The 18903-nt window shown below is 58.4% G+C and carries 15 protein-coding genes and 7 pseudogenes; 8 read left to right on the forward strand and 14 right to left on the reverse strand.

Annotated features, from left to right (window positions below; all coding sequences use genetic code 11):
• Positions 1–105 precede the first annotated feature (105 nt).
• On the forward strand, positions 106–867 hold the full coding sequence (locus P5W99_RS37300; protein WP_434666668.1) for a transposase: 762 nt from the start codon (positions 106–108) through the stop codon (positions 865–867).
• 21 nt (positions 868–888) lie between these two features.
• On the opposite strand, the pseudogene potE reads toward P5W99_RS37300, so the two are convergent.
• Positions 889–1110: pseudogene (potE, locus tag P5W99_RS37305) on the reverse strand (putrescine-ornithine antiporter); the annotation flags it as partial.
• Between the two features lie 38 nt (positions 1111–1148).
• Positions 1149–3515, reverse strand: coding sequence for an ornithine decarboxylase (gene speC / locus P5W99_RS37310; protein ID WP_434666671.1), 2367 nt, complete (start codon positions 3513–3515; stop codon positions 1149–1151).
• A 451-nt stretch (positions 3516–3966) separates the two neighbouring features.
• Between speC and P5W99_RS37315 the strand changes: the two genes are divergently transcribed.
• Positions 3967–4185, forward strand: a complete 219-nt coding sequence (locus P5W99_RS37315) for a hypothetical protein (RefSeq protein ID WP_434666673.1) — start codon at positions 3967–3969, stop codon at positions 4183–4185.
• 107 nt (positions 4186–4292) lie between these two features.
• Here the strand turns inward: P5W99_RS37315 and P5W99_RS37320 are convergent, their stop codons facing one another.
• The 4 genes and pseudogenes from P5W99_RS37320 to P5W99_RS37335 all read right to left on the reverse strand — a co-directional run.
• Entirely contained in the window at positions 4293–4547 is a 255-nt protein-coding gene (locus tag P5W99_RS37320; protein WP_434666675.1) for a hypothetical protein, read from the reverse strand.
• Positions 4548–5081: 534 nt separating this feature from the next.
• Positions 5082–5258 carry a hypothetical protein gene (locus P5W99_RS37325; protein WP_434666677.1) on the reverse strand — a complete coding sequence of 59 codons (177 nt, stop codon included), beginning with the start codon at positions 5256–5258 and terminating at the stop codon, positions 5082–5084.
• A 32-nt stretch (positions 5259–5290) separates the two neighbouring features.
• A pseudogene (gene phbB, locus P5W99_RS37330) lies at positions 5291–6034 on the reverse strand (acetoacetyl-CoA reductase).
• Between the two features lie 250 nt (positions 6035–6284).
• A pseudogene (locus P5W99_RS37335) lies at positions 6285–6653 on the reverse strand (acetyl-CoA C-acetyltransferase); the annotation flags it as partial.
• A 66-nt stretch (positions 6654–6719) separates the two neighbouring features.
• On the opposite strand from P5W99_RS37335, the pseudogene P5W99_RS37340 reads away from it, so the two are divergent.
• The 3 genes and pseudogenes from P5W99_RS37340 (at position 6720) to P5W99_RS37350 (ending at position 9884) form a co-directional block, all read left to right on the forward strand.
• A pseudogene (locus tag P5W99_RS37340) lies at positions 6720–7439 on the forward strand (IS6 family transposase).
• A 124-nt stretch (positions 7440–7563) separates the two neighbouring features.
• Positions 7564–8661 (forward strand): IS5 family transposase, encoded by a 1098-nt coding sequence (locus P5W99_RS37345; RefSeq protein ID WP_434666679.1) that lies wholly within the window; start codon positions 7564–7566, stop codon positions 8659–8661.
• Positions 8662–9126: 465 nt separating this feature from the next.
• Positions 9127–9884: pseudogene (locus P5W99_RS37350) on the forward strand (IS5 family transposase).
• A 352-nt stretch (positions 9885–10236) separates the two neighbouring features.
• On the opposite strand, the pseudogene P5W99_RS37355 reads toward P5W99_RS37350, so the two are convergent.
• The 4 genes and pseudogenes from P5W99_RS37355 to P5W99_RS37370 all read right to left on the reverse strand — a co-directional run bounded on the left by P5W99_RS37355 (position 10237) and on the right by P5W99_RS37370 (position 13281).
• Positions 10237–10952, reverse strand: a pseudogene (locus tag P5W99_RS37355) (IS6 family transposase).
• A gap of 268 nt (positions 10953–11220) precedes the next feature.
• Entirely contained in the window at positions 11221–12366 is a 1146-nt protein-coding gene (locus tag P5W99_RS37360) for a CapA family protein (RefSeq protein WP_434668373.1), read from the reverse strand.
• Between the two features lie 56 nt (positions 12367–12422).
• Complete coding sequence (locus P5W99_RS37365) at positions 12423–12872, reverse strand: CBS domain-containing protein (RefSeq protein ID WP_434666681.1); 450 nt, start codon at positions 12870–12872, stop codon at positions 12423–12425.
• A gap of 139 nt (positions 12873–13011) precedes the next feature.
• Complete coding sequence (locus tag P5W99_RS37370; RefSeq protein ID WP_434666684.1) at positions 13012–13281, reverse strand: hypothetical protein; 270 nt, start codon at positions 13279–13281, stop codon at positions 13012–13014.
• A 91-nt stretch (positions 13282–13372) separates the two neighbouring features.
• On the opposite strand from P5W99_RS37370, the gene P5W99_RS37375 reads away from it, so the two are divergent.
• Positions 13373–13612, forward strand: a complete 240-nt coding sequence (locus tag P5W99_RS37375; protein WP_434666687.1) for a hypothetical protein — start codon at positions 13373–13375, stop codon at positions 13610–13612.
• Here P5W99_RS37375 and P5W99_RS37380 read toward each other — a convergent pair.
• The 3 genes and pseudogenes from P5W99_RS37380 to P5W99_RS37390 all read right to left on the reverse strand — a co-directional run bounded on the left by P5W99_RS37380 (position 13602) and on the right by P5W99_RS37390 (position 15835).
• Positions 13602–14321, reverse strand: a pseudogene (locus P5W99_RS37380) (IS6 family transposase). The gene P5W99_RS37375 and the pseudogene P5W99_RS37380 overlap by 11 nt on opposite strands.
• Before the next feature lie 623 nt (positions 14322–14944).
• Positions 14945–15244 (reverse strand): hypothetical protein, encoded by a 300-nt coding sequence (locus tag P5W99_RS37385; RefSeq protein WP_434666690.1) that lies wholly within the window; start codon positions 15242–15244, stop codon positions 14945–14947.
• A gap of 48 nt (positions 15245–15292) precedes the next feature.
• Complete coding sequence (locus P5W99_RS37390) at positions 15293–15835, reverse strand: Hsp20/alpha crystallin family protein (RefSeq protein WP_434666693.1); 543 nt, start codon at positions 15833–15835, stop codon at positions 15293–15295.
• Positions 15836–16219: 384 nt separating this feature from the next.
• On the opposite strand from P5W99_RS37390, the gene P5W99_RS37395 reads away from it, so the two are divergent.
• Positions 16220–16453 carry a hypothetical protein gene (locus P5W99_RS37395; RefSeq protein ID WP_434666696.1) on the forward strand — a complete coding sequence of 78 codons (234 nt, stop codon included), beginning with the start codon at positions 16220–16222 and terminating at the stop codon, positions 16451–16453.
• Positions 16454–16847: 394 nt separating this feature from the next.
• Here P5W99_RS37395 and P5W99_RS37400 read toward each other — a convergent pair whose 3' ends face one another.
• Positions 16848–17075: a hypothetical protein gene (locus P5W99_RS37400; protein WP_434666698.1), complete on the reverse strand. Its 228-nt coding sequence runs from the start codon at positions 17073–17075 to the stop codon at positions 16848–16850.
• 142 nt (positions 17076–17217) lie between these two features.
• On the opposite strand from P5W99_RS37400, the gene P5W99_RS37405 reads away from it, so the two are divergent.
• On the forward strand, positions 17218–18102 hold the full coding sequence (locus tag P5W99_RS37405) for a CHAD domain-containing protein (RefSeq protein ID WP_434666701.1): 885 nt from the start codon (positions 17218–17220) through the stop codon (positions 18100–18102).
• The last annotated feature ends 801 nt before the right edge of the window (positions 18103–18903 follow it).

Below are 18903 nucleotides of genomic sequence, written 5' to 3' on the forward strand. Positions count from 1 at the left end.
TGCTAGTTTTCCGAGGTCGCTGAATTTGTCTGCAAGTCAGGTCTAGAGCGGGTTTCGGGTCGACGGCGCCTGATCGGGTAGAGTCCAGATTTCTGGATGCAGCGAATGACCGCAAGCCCATGCTGGCAAGGGATTCCAACGAAATTGAGCGAGGAGCAGTTCGAGCAGTTTGTCTTGCCGCGTCTGGGCCGTGGCCGTCGCGGTCCTTCCCCCACGCTGCCCTTGCACAAGCTCTTCAACTACATCCTCCAAGCGCTGTACATGGGATGCCAATGGAAGATGCTGCCGATCGAGAGGAATGCAGAAGGTCGTGCCGAAATTCACTACACGCGCATCTACCGTGCGATGCGGCGCTGGCATGCAGATGGCAGCATCGGGCGGATCTTTTCGGGTTCGGTACATCAACTTCATCAGGACCGTTTGCTCGACCTTTCAGTCATCCACGGCGACGGCACCACGACTGCGGCAAAAAAAGGCGGCGACAATCTCGGCTACAGCGGACACAAACATCTCAAGGGCGACAAGGTCGTTGCGTTCTGCGATCGCAACTGCAACATCATCGCGCCATTCGTATGCGCGCCGGGCAACCGCAATGAATCGCCACTGTTGCGCGACGCGCTGCCCGGACTCACCGAAATGGCTCGCGCCATTGGCGCTGACCCGTACGGTTCAACCGTCAGTCTGGATGGCGTCTACGATTGCCGGGCGAACTGCAAGGCGATCTTCAATCGCGGCATGACCCCGAATATCCCCGAGAACCCGCGTGGCCGCAAGACTCCCGTTGTGCGCCCGCTTGTTCTCAAACACGAAAACGCGCAACCAGTTGAGAGAAAGAAAATAGAGAAAGAACACCTGAAAATAGCCTGATTTTCCATACGCGTCCTCCGCATAGGCTGCCAGTCCCCCTTCGCGCTGGTTGAGAATGCCAGCCTGGGCGAAACCGTAAGCGATTGCCATCGAACCGATCGCCGTGACGACCCAGGACAGGAGCGAGACCGCTCCGACCTTGGCCATATTGGTCGGCAGCATGATGATGCCGGACCCCATCATGTTCACAGCGACGATAAACGTCAGCTGGACAACGTTAATTTTCTGCTGCTTCTCCGCCATGGCTGTCACCTTCTCACCTGAAGATTGCGTTTAGTCACCTACTCATGGACTACATACGTGTAGAACTGGATGCGCCCATTCACTTTTTCCTGAAACACGCCCTGAACCTCATAGTTGAAACCTGGAAACCGGTTGAACGATTCCTCAAATGCGAGAAAGTAGTCGAGCATGGGTTTCGCCCGATCATCCCAACGCTCTCCCGGCAAGACGACGCCGATACCGGGCGGATAAATGAGCGCCAGGGTTGCCGAGATGCGGTTATGGACTCTTTCGAGCGGCACATAATCGACGTCGTTTGCCACCAGCGCTTCATAGGCATCCTCCGCGGACATCGCCGGCTCGGGAAAGCTGGATGCACGGAAGCACAGCCGCTGGAGTTCCTTCACGTTTGCATTGCGGTAAAAGCCGTGCATTTCGTTGCAGATCTTGCGCAGCGTGTATCCGGCATACCGTTCGTGATGTGCCGAATAGAGTGAGGGAAGCACGTCCTCGAGCGCCGCGTCTTCGTTCCACAGGCGCTTGAAGCGCACCAGCCTCGCGATCAGCGTATTGAGCTTGCTTTCGTCTTCAGCGGGGGTCATCAGGAAGAGAATGCTGTTGAGGTCGCATTTCTCCGGGACAATGCCTTCCTCGCGCAGATAATTCGCCACTACCGTGGCTGGAACGCCAAAGTCGAGATACTCGCCGGTTGCGCGATCGATGCCGGGGGTGAGCAGTGTGAGCTTGTTAGGGTCCACCATGGCGTATCCGTCTGCGTAACCTTGATAGCCATGCCACTTCGCTTCCGGATGGAAAGTCCAGCATTGCTGTTCGCGTTTGATCACATCCGTAGGTATGTCTTCCCACGGGACATCAATAAGGTCACCGGTATGTGGCGAATTGCGCACGGTGACGGTATCTGGCACAAACGGGTCGAAGAACCACTGCTCGTCGGCGTTGCTCGAAGTCGACTCGAAATGCCGGCAGAACTGCCGGAATTTCTTGCGCGCTTCTACCGCGAGATCGATGCAACTATCCCACAGGACTTCGCCGGCTTTTCCCTCATGCACCTTCGCGTTCACCTCGATCGAGGCGAAGAGGGGATAGAAGGGCGAGGTCGACGCATGGATCAGAAATGACTCGTTAAAGCGCTTGTGATTGATATAGCGCTTCTGGCCGCGCAGGTGTTCGTCGCGCTTGTGAATCTGCGATGCCTGCGAAAAACCTGCGCCCTGCTTGTGGACGGACTGCGTCGAGAACAGACCCGGCATGTCAGCCGTCAGCGTCTCGAGACGCATTGGACTGTGATCCTTGAAGAGGGGGTGGAAGGCGTTATAGCCGATCCACGCCTCATCCCAGAGGACGTACTCGCAAAGATGGCTGATTTTTTCCATGACCTTGCGAACGTTGTATATCGTCCCGTCGTATGTGGCGAGCTGGATGCACGCGAGTCTGAACGGACGTTCTGCGCGCCACCGGTCGCGGTCCTCTACCAGCGGGTGGTTGCGGATCTGTTCGCGAAGCCAGGTCTCATCCCAGGCGTCCCAGTCGACCGCGCCGATCATACCGAAGGCGTTTCGTGCCGTTGGCAGAAAGACAGGAATCGCGCCGGCCTGAACGAGCGCCCCCTGATGCAGGGACTTGTGATTGTTCCTGTCGAACAACACAAGGTCGTCCCGTCTCAGGACGGCACCCGCAACTATCTTGTTGGAAGTGCTGGTCCCGTTCAGCACGAAGTACGTACGGTCCGCGCCAAACACCTTCGCTGCATGAGCCTCCGCTTCAGCCGCCGGTCCTTCGTGGATGAGCAGATCGCCGAGATCGACATCGGCATTGCACAGGTCATTGCGGAAAATGCCTTCGCCGAAGTGCCTGAAGAACAACTGGCCCGCGGGCGACTTGCGATAGAACTGGCCACCCTGATGTCCGGGGCAGTCGAACGCGATGTTGGCTTCCGCATCATAAGCCAGCAGACCGCCGAAGAACGGCGGAAGCAGCGTTTGTCCGTAACGAATCAGTGCCGCGATCACCTGGCGCGTGTAGTAGGCGGGCGTTTGCTGACCCAGGTAGATGTAGCCGCTGACTTCGCCCAGTTCCTGCATGGTGGCAAGGTCGCCAATGCGATGGGAATCGGCAAGCCCCCACATCGGCATCTGGAATCCGCGCTCTCGCACCTTGCGGGCCATTTGCCGTGCCGATTCGCGGCGAGCGCCGTCAATCATCGCGATGTAGGTGCCGACGTCCGCATCCTCGTCGACGTCGCGTTCGAACGTTTCCGTCACCTCGACGGTGTAGCCTTCTGCGCGCAAGAGATCGATCAACTCGTTTGCCTGAACATTGCTGTTGCCAACAATCGCGACGATCTTAAGTAACTTTTGATAGGGAATTGGGACTGTCGGTGCTTTAACCGAACGAGGAATCATCATCCATCTCCTGATGATTGGGATTGCGAATATATGGGTCAGAAGGACTATTGCGCCGCAGGGTTCGCAGGTCTCGCAGACGCGCTCCGCGGCCACTACGTCATCAGGCTAGTGACGGAAATCCCCGACAGATTGACTCAAATCAGAAGATCAATTGGCGATGGGTGGAAAGGTTTTCCACTGAGACACGCCCAACGAAAGTGAGCGTCCGATCTGGGTTCACGAACTAGCCGCAAGACCCGGGGCTAGCGCATGTTGATTGATTGGTATAGCGCGTCAGCGCTCGGGTGGTGGTCCGTCTGATGTCACGCGCACTCGCGCCGGCCAGTATGCAGCCGCCCGCCGAGGCGGCGAACGCGCACCCCAGCTATGACCGCATCCCCCGCCAGATAACGCCTGAGGGCAACGTGCTCCGCGTGACTGGCCGCAGTGCACCTGTGGCGACGGAGCGCTGATGCTGACCGAGCGATATCGCGGATACGACCTATGGGGTCACCCCATTGAGCAGCAGGGGGGCATCCTTGAGCCAGAGCGATTCGCCTCGAGCGGCACCGTAACCCGGGCGGGCAAACTGGTCGTCGCTTCCGACGTGCTCGGCATCGTCGACGAAGAAGTGATCGCACAGCAGATGGGCCTTGACTGGGCGCGCGCCTGGGTGGACAGCCACAGCTGACAGGCAGAAATATTAGTTTTCTCGCCACTTGCGATAACGTCCTGCCGGTCGCGCTTGAACGATACTGCGCAAAAAGCGGCCACCCGGGCGGGTAGCCGACCTCAAGTTCATCGCGCCCGCGCCCGGCTACAGTCCGTTCTGCCAAGCGTAAAAGGCAATGGCCGGTCGATGGCGCTACGGTTCAGCTGTTGGCATGAGATCTGGCTCGTATCGAACAACTCCAGAATGCCGGACGCCTCGACAAGCTTCTGGGCGCGCGTATCTGTCCCGCTCGCAGCGTAACGGTCCGGAGCGAGAAGATCCTGCTGCTGCTCAATGGCGTGGCCCCACAGCGCGTATCCTTTGGATGTCTCATGCTCCATGAGTAGCTCCGGCAATCCGTCTGCGAGCAACCGCGTTGAAGGGACAAGTTTCAGTACGGACAGGCATCTGCGACGCGCCATCGAAGGCCGGCTGACACTGAGTCGCGGCTCGCGTAGTGGATACGGAGAGCCGCCAGACGTGTTGTTCAGTGGCGGAACGCCTGCGAAAAAGCGGAATCTCATCTCTGCCTTCGCGAAAGCCCCCACGATCTGCCGCGACCGCCTCACCCCGTCACGGCGCAGATCGCTGGAAGTCGTCGACACTGAGAACGTGACGCAGGCTGTCGCGCATGGTGGTGACCGCAGGCCATCTGACGGAATGGGTTTGGAACCGGCGACGAGCTTATTTTGAACCACGTGAACCGGGATCAATGTGGCGGCTCCGTTAAACGGATGCCACGGTCAATCCTGCACGGAAGTCGCGCAGCATTGACCGCAACCTTTAGTGGACACGTGCCGCAAGGGCCGTGGACGGTAGTCCCACCCGCGACATGCACGAGTGTCATGCGCACGGGTAGTGTGCTCACGAACCTGCTACAACGGGCATTGCGTCGACTTCGGGCAGCCCGTTGTATGGCTGCACTGCTCGAAGACCAGCTCCCGGTACGGCTTGCCACCATTGCCCGTGAGACGCTGTGGCCCGTAGATCCTGTTCACCACAACGACGCGCTGCGTGAGCCTGCACGGATACAGCTGCTGGGTGGATTCCATGATCAGGTTCTGCGGTCGCTCAAGTGCGCCGGTCATTGCATGTGCTGGCCACCGTTGATGGGGATATTCGCCCCGGTGACGAAGCTTGCGTCGTCCGAGCACAGGAACAGCACGAGCGCGGCGACTTCATCCGGATTGCCGAGGCGGCCCATCGGGATCTGCGGGATGATCTTCGTATCGAGAATCTCCTGTGGAATGGCGGTGACCATCTTCGTCGCGAGGTAGCCCGGCGAGATCGTATTCACCGTCACCCCCTTTCGGGCGACTTCCAGCGCGAGCGCCTTCGTGAAGCCGTGCATGCCAGCCTTTGCCGCCGAATAGTTCGTCTGGCCCACGGCGCCCTTGGAGCCGTTCACCGACGAGATGTTGATGATGCGGCCCCACGCACGCTCGACCATGCCGTCGCACAGTCGCTTTGAGATGTTGAAGATCGAGTCCAGGTTCGTGCGCAGGACCGCATCCCAATTGACCTTGTCCATCTTCTTGAAGGTCATGTCGCGCGTGATGCCAGCGTTATTGACCAGAATGTCGACGGGCCCGACTTCATCCTTGATCTTCTGTGCGCCGCGCTGGCACGAGTCGTAGTCGGCAACATCGATGGAATACGCATGGAATTCGCGGCCCGTCTCCTGCTTTCTGGCCAGCTAGTCCTTTGCGCCTGCGTTGTCCGGCGAGTGCGTGACGACGACCTTGTAGCCCGCGTCGTACAACCGTACGCTGATGGCCTCACCGAGACCGCCCATTCCGCCTGTTACCAATGCAATACGATTAGTCATGCTATCTATCCGCGAGAAAAGAGTTAAAAAGATCAGGTGGTGCCTGGTCAGGGGCACCCCTTCTGGTCTGGTCCGCGCTCCTCGCACACCGGGCGAAGTTCACGCGGGCAAGATCGCGCGGCTTATAGTGTCCGTCTAGTGATGCGCGAAACTTGTCCGGTTTGCGGCCTGTGCACAGTGTGTCGTGCCCTGCGGGCAAACCGTATTACTTTCGAACAGCTTGATTGCGCTGGTTTGCGCTTGGTAACCCTTAGTTGAGCTCAAGCGCGAGCGCCACACCCATGCCGCCGCCGGTGCACAGCGACGCCAGGCCACGCTTCGCATCGCAGCGCTGCATCTCGTGCAGCAGCGTCACCAGAATGCGGCAGCCCGATGCACCAATCGGGTGACCGATCGCAAGCGCTCCGCCGTTCACGTTGATCTTCGACGTGTCCCAGCCCATCTGCTTGTTCACGGCCAGCGCCTGCGCCGCGAACGCCTCATTGATCTCCATGAGATCGAGGTCGCTAGCCGACCAGCCCGCGCGCTCCAGCGCTCGCTTCGATGCCGGCACCGGGCCCATGCCCATCACCTTCGGATCCACGCCGCCCGCCGCATACGCCTTGATGCGCGCAAGCGGGTTGTGGTGCAAATAGCGACCTACGAATCGGTTAGAGTGGCGGGCTGAGCAATTTTAGGGCTCGGTATGAGCAAACTGAAGAATCTGGACGGGCTGTTCGCTGGCCGTCACTTTGACCGCGACGTGATCATTCTTTGTGTGCGATGATATCTGCGCTACAAACTCAGCCTGCGCGATCTCGTCGAGATGATGGCTGAGCGAGGGTTGTCGCTTGCCCACACGACGATCCTGCGCTGGGTGCGGCGCTATACGCCTGAGTTCGTCAAGCGCTGGAACCACTTCGCCATGTCTGCGGGGCGGTCCTGGCGGGTTGACGAGACGTATCTCAAGATCCGGGGCAAATGGGTTTATCTATATCGGGCGGTGGATCGGAGCGGCCAGACGGTAGACTTCATGCTCAGGGCAAAGCGCGATGTGGCTGCAGCGAAGGCCTTTTTCAGCAAGGCAATCAAGCATCAGGGCCGACCACCGGAGACGGACACGCTTGATGGGTATGCCGCGTCGCATCGAGCCGTGCGTGAGATGAAAATTGATGGCCTGCTTCCCGAGGGCACGAAGGAGCGCTCTTCGAAGTACCTCAACAACCTGATCGAGCAGGACCATCGCCACATCAAGTCCAGAACGAACGTGATGCTCGGGTTCAAACGTTTCAGAACTGCCGCGACCACGATATCAGGCATCGAGTTGATGCATCGCATTCGCAAGGGGCAGTTCGACCTATCCGCTCTCGCGCTTGAGGACATCACTGCTTCCTCTGTCTGGAGCGCTGTCCTTTTCAATCGATAAGGTATCCATATTTGTAAGAGACATCGCGGACTCGCCATCTATTTGCACCAGATCCCTGAAACACGTCATCGCGCAGAGTTCGTGAAGCGTTGATAGATGGACTACCACTTGCCCTCAGGAGATCATGCGCGGCGCCGACACATTCACCGAGAGTCTGTTTTTCATGCGCAAGCTGGACGACTTCGTCCCCAAGTCGCATCCGTTGCGTTCGATACGGGTGATGGTAAACGAAGCGCTGGCGAAGATGGATCGACTGTTCGCCCAGATGTATGAAGCGGACATAAAGGGCGGGCGGCCGAGCATCGCGCCAGAGAAGTTGCTGCGAGCCATGCTGATTCAGATGCTTTTCAGCATCCGCTCCGAGCGCCAACCCATGGAGCAAGTCCAGTACAACCTCTTGTTTCGCTGGTTCATCGGCCTGGCAATGGATGACGAGGTGTGGGTTCCCACGGTCTTTACGAAGAACCGCGAGCGATTGATCAAGCACGATGCGGTCATCGAATTCTTCAACGAAGTGGTGGCCATTGCCGAGAAGAAGTGCCTGCTCTCGGGTGAGCATTTCAGCGTGGACGGCACGCTGATCCAGGCGTGGGCCGGACATAAGAGCTTTGTACGCAAGAACGGTGACGATCAGGACAACGATGGTGGCGGCGCGGGCGACTTCAAGGGCGAGAAACGCAGCAACGTGACACATCAGTCGAGGACCGACCCGGATGCGCAGCTCTATCGCAAAGGCAAGACGGCCAGCGAATTGCGGTACATGGGTCATACGCTGACCGATAACCGGCACGGCCTGGTGGTCAACGCGCGCGTGACACGCGCCGACGGGCATGCCGAGCGTGAAGCGGCCAAGATCATGATCCACGACGCACGGCAAGCGGTAGAGGATCCGAACGTAGAGATTACGTTGGGTGCAGACAAGGGATACGATGCCCAAGAATTCATCGAGGCGTGCCAGCAGATGAAGGTCATACCGCACGTTGCGCAAAACACTTCGGGGCGGCGTTCGGCAGTGCCCGATCCGATTGCCTCGAGCGCGGGCTACGCCATTTCGCAGCAAAAGCGCAAGTTGATCGAACAAGGTTTCGGCTGCGCCAAGACCGTGGGGCGCATGCGCCAGGTGATGGTGCGCGGCTTGAAGAAGGTGGACCAGATGTTCGTGTTGAACATGGCGGCGTACAACCTGGTGCGCATGCGATCGTTGGGACAAATCCGTCCATAGCAGCGCGAAGCGTGGAAACGAGGACAGAAATGGGCCTCAACCCACCGAAAAAATGTTGAATTCGCGTTGAAATTGCACATTGCGAAAAATTTAGCGGCGGCAGGCGTGTAAATCGAGGAAGGCCGCTTCCGTCGCGGGTGTATTTCCGCAACCTGCTAAGCTGCATTGCACGGACCTTCTTTTCACCGAGCGGAGGCACGTCATTAGCAGGCGTGCGTTGTTGAGAGTAATGCTGCATGCCAGCGTTGCTGGTCGGCATACGCGTTTCGCTTTCGAAAGCGCCGGTCGTAGAGCACATTAAATGTGTCAACAGGTCATCAGACTGCGTCGCAGGCATACGAAGCTCCAAGTGCTACGATTTAGCGACGCTCCACGATCGAAATTATGAGGAAGCCCTCCTCCCTAGGGGCTGTTTACATTCGATGAAATGTGTTTACATCTTGTCTTTTGCGCGAGCAGGCCAAGATGATTCGAACGTTATTGAGCGATGAAGTATGGGCACGAATCGAATCCGTCTTGCCGGGCAAGGAAGGCGATCCAGGGCGAACGGCGACCGACAATCGTTGGTTTGTCGAAGCTGTCCTCTGGATCGGCCGGACCGGCTGCCCGTGGCGCGATTTGCCGAAGGCGTTCGGCCGATGGCATACGGTGTACATGCGTTTCTCCCGGTGGCGTCGCAAGGGTGTGTGGGAAACCGTGATCCACGCTGTGGCCGACGAAACCGAGATCAAGCATGTGTTGATCGATTCGACCATCGTGCGCGCGCACCAGCATTCGTCCGGAGCTCGAAAAAAAACGGTCCGCAAGCGCTCGGTCGCTCGCGAGGTGGATTGACCACCAAGTTGCACCTGGCTGTCGATGACGCCGGACGCCCCCTGCGGTTGATTGCCACCGAGGGACAAGTTTCCGATATTACGTGCGCGAATGAACTGGTTGAGCATTTGCGCACCGGTGCGGTCATCGCTGACAAGGGCTACGACTCGAACGCCTTTGTGGAAAGTATCCGCACTACGCGTGCGAAGGCCGTAATCCCGCCGCGTTCGAACCGGAAGACCAAGCGTCGCTATAGCCGCGTGCTGTATCGGACTCGGAACATCGTCGAACGCTTTTTCAGTCGCATCAAACATTTTCGTCGTGTCGCCACTCGCTACGACAAGCTCGCAGGGAACTATCTCGCCTTCGCTTCGCTTGCCTGTGCCTTTGGACCGCTCGTGAGAATGTGAACAGAACCTAGAGGGAGCGCAAACTGAAGCTTCAAACATGGCAGCGATTGATGGGGTGATCGTTGCATCACAGGGTACAGAGGCGGCAATTCGCCACCAAGATTTCGACCAGAATGTATCCGAGAATTGACCACTATTTATCCGATTCCTAATTTCATGTGATTGAAACTTATGCGTAAAAAACAGGTACATTTTCCACTCAGCACACCTCTGAGACACTCGAAGAAGACAATCGCTTCAGTGGCGGATGGGTAGTCGAATCTTCGATTAACGGGAAAATTTTGGTAGTTTCAGGGGTTCTGGTGCAAATATGTGAATGGGTTGAGAAATTTCATATAGGTAGGATACCTTATCAATTGAACGGGACTGCATTCCATATAGCAGGCGCAGCGACATCATTAAGGCCGAGCTTCGCGAGATCGAACTACCCCTTGCGAATGCGATGCGTCAACTCGATGCCTGAAATCGTGGCCGCGGCGCTCCTGAATCGCTAGAATCCAAGCATCACGTTCGTTCTGGATTTGATGTGGCGATGGTCCTGCTCGATCACGTTGTTCAGATATTTAGATAACCGAACCTTCGTGTCTTCTGGAAACAGACCATCGGCCTTCATCTCGCGCACCGCGCGGTGGGAGGCAGCGTAGCCATCGAGCGTAATGGTCTCCGGCGACTGGCCTTGATGCTTGATGGCCTTGCTGAAAAAGGCTTTGGCCGCGGCCACGTCGCGCCTCGCCCCGAGCATGAAGTCCACCGTCTGGCCAGCCCGATCCACTGCACGGTACAAGTGACCCACCTGCCGCGAATCTTCAGGTAGGTCTCGTCGACACGCCATGAGCGACCCGCAGGTGTAGCAAAGCAGTTCCAGCGTTTGACGAACTCAGGCGTATAGCGCCTCACCCAGCGCAGAATCGTCGTGTGAGCCAGCGACAATCCCCACTCGGCCATCATCTCGACCAGATCGCGCAGGCTGAGCTTGTAGCGCAGGTACCAGCGAACGCACAGGATGATGATCTCCCGATCAAAATGGCGTCCGCCGAACAAATTCTCCAAATTCTTCAGCTTACTCATTGCGGGTCATCAGTTCGTTTTGTTCCGACAACTCTAACCCATTCGCCGCCCCTATTTGCACCAGAGCCCGGGGAAGCCTGCAGGGGCACGCAGCGCTTCGGAGAGCGTTGATTCAGCTCGATCGAGCACTGTGCGGGCGTCCGACTAACCGGGTTCGCGAGATTCGATTTCGGCCAGGCAGTTTGCGCGTGCGAATAGTAGACCGGCCTGCGCGCCATGCGCACGCCGTAGCCCGAAGTCGACGCGTTGCTTGCGGGTTCCGTCCCCTTCACCAATGCAGCGTGAAGGTGTTCGTGGGTGCGCCACGCTCCACCGCCACGCCGTAGCGCGCGCACTCCCTCAGCAGCGTTGCATGCAGCCATGCAGCCCCCTCGTCCGGCGCGTGCCCCACGCGCAAATGCCGTATCTGCATTGGTTCTGCCGTGAATTCCACGAGGGTTCCTTTTGCCGGATCCATGACCGGAAAATACATGAGCGTGAGATCGGGCCGATAGTTTTCGTTGCCCACAATGCCTTCGTAGTCGTTCAGGAAGTCGCCGCAGCCATAGAGCACAGGCTTGCCACGATAGACTTCGATGCCCCTGATATGGTGCGACGAATGGCCGTGGATCACATCCGCCGCGCGAGCATCGATAAGGCGCTCCGCAAATGCACGCTCGGCGTGCGAGACATCGAAGCCCCAATTGCTGCCCCAATGCAGCGATATCACGACGACGTCGCCCGGCCGGCGGGCCTTGGCAACACGGCATGCAATCTCTCCAGCGCTTTTTGCGGAAAGATCGGGAAGCACGTTGACACCGGCCCGCCGTGCGGCGGCTGCCCAGTCCCCGGGCACGCCGGCTGACTCGCTCCCGTATGCATAGACGAGCACCCGGCCATGTCCGGCAATATCGATGATGGCGGGCGCGGCGGCTTCTTCCGCATTGCGCCCGGCGCCGGCCGTGAGAATTCCGGCGTCGTGCAGCGAACTGAGCGTTTCGTTCAGACCCGCCGCACCCCAGTCCAGCACGTGATTGTTCGCGAGCACACAGCAGTCGATGCCCGCCGCGCTCAGACACGCGAGATTGGCCGGGTGCATGCGGTAGTGAATGGATTTGCCGTGCCAGTGTTCAGCGCTTGCGGTCACCGACGTCTCGAGGTTCACGATGCGCGCGTGCGGCTGGCGCCTCGCAAGCACGGCGAGGGCGTCACCCCACGGATACGCGTAGCCGACCGGTAATGGCAGCTTGCCCGTGGCCCGCTCCGCGAGCTTCACATACTGCTTCGCAGACCGGACAAAAGGCTCGAACAGCTGAGGCCTGGCCGGATGCGGCAGGACCTGGTCGATGCCGCGCCCCGTCATGACATCGCCGCACAGGAAGAGGCTCAAGGCACTTGTGCGAGCCGCTGCGTCCTCTCCTGCGCTTTCATCCATCAATTTCATTGCCGGTTGCCTTCGCCTTGCCAGTTCCGGCGCTGCCGCAGCATCGGCTACGCGCGAAAGCGTTGTTCCTCAATTTCTTGAAGTTTGGGGACTTCGGACACTCCGCCGAGCAGCGAGGCGAGATATTCCACAATGTCGTCGAGCGTAACGATACCGGTAAGTCGTCCCGCGTCGTCCACCACCGGTAGCCGGCGAATGCCCGAGCGACGCATCTCGTCGAGCGCGCCGGCGATCTCGTCGGTCTCGGCCACGACAATCAGACCGCGCGACATGATCTGAGCGGCCGTGACCCCGCCCGGATCCTCGCCTCTCGCCATCACTTCGACCACGAGATCCCGATCCGTCACCAGTCCAACCGGCACGGCGTCGCCATTGCGATATTCGACCACGACGATATCGCCCACGTGCGAATGACGCATACGTTCGGCCAACTGTAGCGCGCTACATTCGGTCGTGCAGGATTCGACGGGCTGGGTGCTGATTCTTCCGATATGCATGATTCGGCTCCTGTTCCGATGATCGGGGTGGCGCGCCGGGAAAGCGTTACGCCCCTCGTGCGATGAGGTTAGGTTCGGCGAGCCTGCCGGGGTTGACGCACATCAATGTATCTGGCCCATCCACGAGAGCCAGTCGGGCTCAGCCGAGCAGTCCAGCACGCGCGTGCAGCAGTCGCCTGCAGCGTTGCAGATGCGCGCTGGCAAGTCCCAGATCGCACCGTGTACGCTCGATCCAGCGCGGCGAGCCGCGATACGCCGCCGCGCGCAGATGCAGCGCCGCGAGACGAGCGCGTACGGCCGCGCGCAGGTTTTGGTAGAAGTGCAGCAGCGCCGCTTCCGGCCGGTCGCCACTCGCGCAAAAGGACTCGACCGATCTGCTTCGCGCCGAGTCGCTCGCATTCCAGCGCAAGAAATGCGATTTCGTCTGCGCAATCGACGGTGCGCAGCACCTTCGAGAGCGTCAGGCAGTCGATGATCTGCACCGGCTTCATGAGACAAACGTGCTCGGGGCGCAAGTCTCCGTGGCCCTCCACGACGCGTCCCTGGCGCACACGCTGATCGAGATGCCGGCGCAACTGCGTCAGCGCCTCGCGCTGGCTATTGCAAAGGGCCACGATCGCCGCAGCGTCCTGTTGCAGCGCGGGATCGCACAAGTCGCGCTCATTGGCATCGATGGATCTGGTGCAAATAGATGGCGAGTCCGCGATGTCTCTTACAAATATGGATACCTTATCGATTGAAAAGGACAGCGCTCCAGACAGAGGAAGCAGTGATGTCCTCAAGCGCGAGAGCGGATAGGTCGAACTGCCCCTTGCGAATGCGATGCATCAACTCGATGCCTGATATCGTGGTCGCGGCAGTTCTGAAACGTTTGAACCCGAGCATCACGTTCGTTCTGGACTTGATGTGGCGATGGTCCTGCTCGATCAGGTTGTTGAGGTACTTCGAAGAGCGCTCCTTCGTGCCCTCGGGAAGCAGGCCATCAATTTTCATCTCACGCACGGCTCGATGCGACGCGGCATACCCATCAAGCGTGTCCGTCTCCGGTGGTCGGCCCTGATGCTTGATTGCCTTGCTGAAAAAGGCCTTCGCTGCAGCCACATCGCGCTTTGCCCTGAGCATGAAGTCTACCGTCTGGCCGCTCCGATCCACCGCCCGATATAGATAAACCCATTTGCCCCGGATCTTGAGATACGTCTCGTCAACCCGCCAGGACCGCCCCGCAGACATGGCGAAGTGGTTCCAGCGCTTGACGAACTCAGGCGTATAGCGCCGCACCCAGCGCAGGATCGTCGTGTGGGCAAGCGACAACCCTCGCTCAGCCATCATCTCGACGAGATCGCGCAGGCTGAGTTTGTAGCGCAGATATCATCGCACACAAAGAATGATCACGTCGCGGTCAAAGTGACGGCCAGCGAACAGCCCGTCCAGATTCTTCAGTTTGCTCATACCGAGCCCTAAAATTGCTCAGCCCGCCACTCTAACCGATTCGTAGGTCGCTATTTGCACCACAACCACATCATTGCCCGGTTCAGATTTTTCGTCGCTATTGTTCTTTCTCTGCCTTGCGGCCATAGTTGCCTCCGCTTATTAAAGGGATGACCGCTTTACCTGGCTGGACGAATCTGCTGCTTTCTGGGAAGCCCAGACCGTCACCCGTTGCTTCCCGAAACTGGGAGAGCGCTTCGTTTTCAGTGTCAGCGGGGCTCGGATGGCCTGCGTCATGCACCGGCATGAACGGACCGTCAGTCGACAACCAGCCTGAAGCTGCAGTCTGGTTTGGCGGAGTTACAGCGATGATCACGGCGGAGGCCTGTATCAGAGGGCAGCGATTTGGATACTGAACTCAGTCCGGGGCGCGGAAGCGCGAAAGCCGGGCAGGTTGATATGTCGCGCTGCGACTCAAGTGAGAGCCCCCGACGCCCCACCACCTCAACGGGGCATCGATCGCGAAGATCGACTCCGCTGCCGATGAGTGGGGGCCGGTTCCCCAAGTCACGCCTGATGGATGCTGGAGCTTAGAGCTGAACGCCGACAAGGACCCCGCTGGTTTTCTCTACGAGATACCCCGCTCAGGCCAGGCGAACGATGGTGTCGTGCATGGTGCCGTCCGCCCAGACGTCCTTGTACTTTTCGAGCAACGCGCTATAGTCGCGGTCCTCCATCAGTTTTTCGTTGACCTTCTGCATCTCGTCGAGACTGTTGGCATCGAAGTGCCAATGGATCTTTGGGCTGCCGAATTGCTCGGCGCCGAAACGCATATTGAGCGAATAGCTCTTGTTGAGATGGGCGGTAACCTGCGATGCGAAAGCCAGTGCCGATGGCAGTTGCGCCGCGTTCTTGACCGTCGCGGTACGGATGAATCTATACATAATCGCACTCCTGATAGACGGATTTTAGGTTCACGACAATGACGGGAATCAGGCCGCTTTGACAGGAATTTTTTTCTCGGCGTTTTGTGCTTCTTGCGTCTTGGGCAGGGTCACCGTCAGGATGCCTTTCTTGAAGCTTGCCTCGATCTTGTCGCGATCGACGCCCTCCGGCATCTGGAAGTAACGTTCAAAGGCTCCGAAACGACGTTCGTGGAGGTAGTAATCTTTCTTCTTTTCCTCTTTCTCCTCGCGCTTCTCACCCTTGATTGTGAGACCGCCATTGGCCAGTTTCACCTCGATGTCCTTCTCGTCGATTCCAGGCAACTCGGCTACGATCTCGTAAGCCTTTTCGGTCTCCGACACGTCTACGGCGGGCGCCGACACCCAGGCCCGCTCGCGACGCCAGAATGGCTCAAGACTGAAGAAAGAGCGCCGGAACGGCAGGATTCCAACACCGCGGTCGAATTCTTCAAAGAGACGATCAACCTCCCGGCGCAGGCTTTCAACCGGGTGCCATGCCTGTAACGGGCCTGCGGGCGGCGCCGTATCGACCTCTTTCTTTACAGGCAATTTTGTAGCTTGTTCATTCATGACGAACCTCCTCCATGGATTGGAGAAACCATTCTCGACACCAGCTCGTGTATTGCCTTGACGCATGTCAACCGTATCGCCACGTCCGCGGTGCCAACGTCGGCAGGTACGCGTTTGCGTCCGCCACTTGCTGCGCCCACGCAAGTGAAGCGCGGTAATATAACCACCTCACGTCGCGTACAGATCAGTCTTACGTAGGTGCCGAGATAGCGTTTTCGCTACACGCACCAAAGAGGCCCGCTCATGATCGGAATCGCGATAGTCGATCCAGACGAAACCATGCGCGCTTCTGTCCGGGCACTAATCGGGGCCACCAGTGACATAAGCCTCCAATAGAGGAAGCGTTCATGTTAGGGGATTCTTCGGTCCACCGGCATCAACATATTGATGCTTGGTTTGCCGGTACAGGTTCTGCCGGCGGAAGAACTTATTCGCGAAATAAAGGGGCAACATCCGTCATTGCGCACCATCCTGGGCACTGCGCTCGCGACCATGGACAACGCGCGATGCGCGTTCGAAGCGGGAGCGACTGGCTTTATCGCCAAGCCGAATCTGGCTAACGATCTCCTCGCCGCGATTCGCCGCGTTGCTTCTGGAGGTGTTTACGTCGCCCTTTAGCTCTCTGACCGTCATGCGGCAGGGGGCGCCGGTCATGAACCCAGTTTTGCCGAAAGACTAATGGGTGAAGTTTCTCTGAAGCTTTTCTTCGACTTCATCGACAGAATGACGATTTGCCAATGCGTAGCAGACACCTGAATGTCCCAACCTGTACAACGTCGAATGACGGGTCATAGCCGATTGCACCAGTTCGATGATTCTTCCACGGACCAGACGTTGAAATCGTCAAAGGCAACTTTTACGGCGCCTACGTCAACGAGTGCAACCGGCCATGAAGCGCCACTCGCTGAGACAATCATTTGGACGTCCAGACGGCAGCTCTGCATCGCAATCCGCCGCTCGCATGCCGAAAACGCGCGCCGCATCGTCGAACAATACAAGCGCATTGACGCTCTCAATCGCGTGGGCGCTTTCGCCTGTTCGACTCCGCTCGCCGGACGAGATCGGTCAGGAGCCACTTCGCGACCAGTTCCGGTCGGTCCATACCAACTGAAGCGAATTTGACCTCGCCCCCGTAATAGACGATGACCGAACCGGTCATCACCCGATACGTGCCGCTGTGCCTGTCGCCATCGACGATGGTTTCTACGGGATTCAGGGATTCGTAAGCTGGAGGGCTCATGCTTGGAGTGCTACGCAAAAAAGCTTCAACGTAGCCAACCGTCGCAATTCCGTCAACGGACGGTAAACCAGTATGTGTTCACGTTATCTTGAAGAAAACCGATGCTCCCTTGATCATATTGATGGTGGCGTCGTGATGGGCGATGCAGGTGATCAAGCACGGGCTGGGAGGGCGAATGAGCAACGGGGAAATGGACCAACGCGAGCCACCCGAACCATGCGCCGAGGCAGCATTTTCGGACATTGCGTCGCCAATTGTCGACGAGGCAATCGAACAGGCGAAGGGAGTCGCCAGCGACCCTTCCGCCGAAGGACTTCATCAGTTGCGCATTACCATGCGCCGCCTGCGAGCGTTATGGTGGTCCTACCGCCCCTTGCTCGACGCGGGGGAAAATACCCGGCAGCGCGACTTCTTCAGGTCACTCGCCGACTCGGCTGGCAAGGCGCGCGATTATGACATCTTGATTGAACTGCTAAAGCTTCAACAGAAAGACGCAAAGGTGCTTCCTCCTGAAATATCAGACGCCCGACAGGAGGCGCTCGATGCCGGCCGTGAGGTGCTTTCGAACCCTGAAATGAAGACGCTGCTGCTTGAGGCACTCTCGCAAACCTCGGGAGCGCTGGTCGCGAGACAGGACCGACAACCACTTCAGACTTTCTCGGACAGCCGCGTCACAGCATCGGAAAAGCAGTTGCGCAAACGCGTGAGGCGCGCTTCACAGGCCAAGAGGTCAGACGTCGCAGCTTTTCACGATGTCAGAAAGGCCGGAAAGAAGGCCCGGTATCTCCTGGAACTGTTCGGGCCGGTATTGTCTGGAGGGCATCGGAGAACGTTGAACCGCCTCAAGAAAATCCAGAAGCGATTCGGTGCATTGAATGACGTCGTTGCGAGCGAGAAACTTTTGCGCGACAACGCCTCGCTGCTTGCCGCCATAGCCGAGCCGGAAAGAACGCTGAAATGGTTTAGGAAGGAGCGTGAGCGTCGCTTGCGCGCAGCTGCTGCCTTACTGCGCAAGGACTGGAAATAGGTCTGCCAGCAACGGGCGCACTCTTGCAGGGCGGGCCGGTCAGAGCCGTGCAGACGGCTCTGTGAGCACTTCAATCGACAGGACTCGTACCCCTCCAGCGTCGTTTCCGCAACGTTTTATCGAAATGTTGCACGCCGATCAAGGCATCCCATGCGGTAACCCAGCGCGCGGCCTGGATTGCGTTCGCCTCGTCGCATGCTGCGAGGCGCGCCATCGCGCAACGTAGGCGCTCGCGCACGTATCGTCTGCGAACCTCGGCGACTGACGGAAAGGGAACTCCGGTCGCGTCGCTCGACATGTTGGCAATACACTTCAGCGCCAGACTGCCGTCCGACATGGCGTCACATTATGAAACCGCTCATCCGGCTTGTCCGAAGTGCGGAAGCGAGAAGGTTCAGCGTATACCCACGCCATTTGTGCCGAAAACATCCAGAAAGAGCTGAAATCTGCCTGACCGGACGAAGGCAAAATCCAGGCAGGCGCGGTCTGTCGGCATTTATGCTCCGAAGTAGTCGAGTTCGGACGTCCCCCGCCGAAGATCTGCGTCCGAGAGCGTTATGCGCTCGCCCGTTGTAGCTGCTCCAAATTGTTGCACGGTCCTTAGAATTCGGCGTTTGTTCAGCTCGAACGCGAGTCGCACCTGCTGTACAGTCTCATCGCGAGCGCCAAGCTCTCCGCAAACGACTTCAAATGGCAGCGCGAAGGCGCGGTATCCCCAGCCGAACCCATAGGCAGAAAACCACACCGAGTCGGCACAAAGAATGGGGGCGCGCATTGACTCAAGATTTCTGCTACTAAGCG

Source organism: Paraburkholderia sp. A3BS-1L, from assembly GCF_051125215.1.
Taxonomy (GTDB): domain Bacteria; phylum Pseudomonadota; class Gammaproteobacteria; order Burkholderiales; family Burkholderiaceae; genus Paraburkholderia.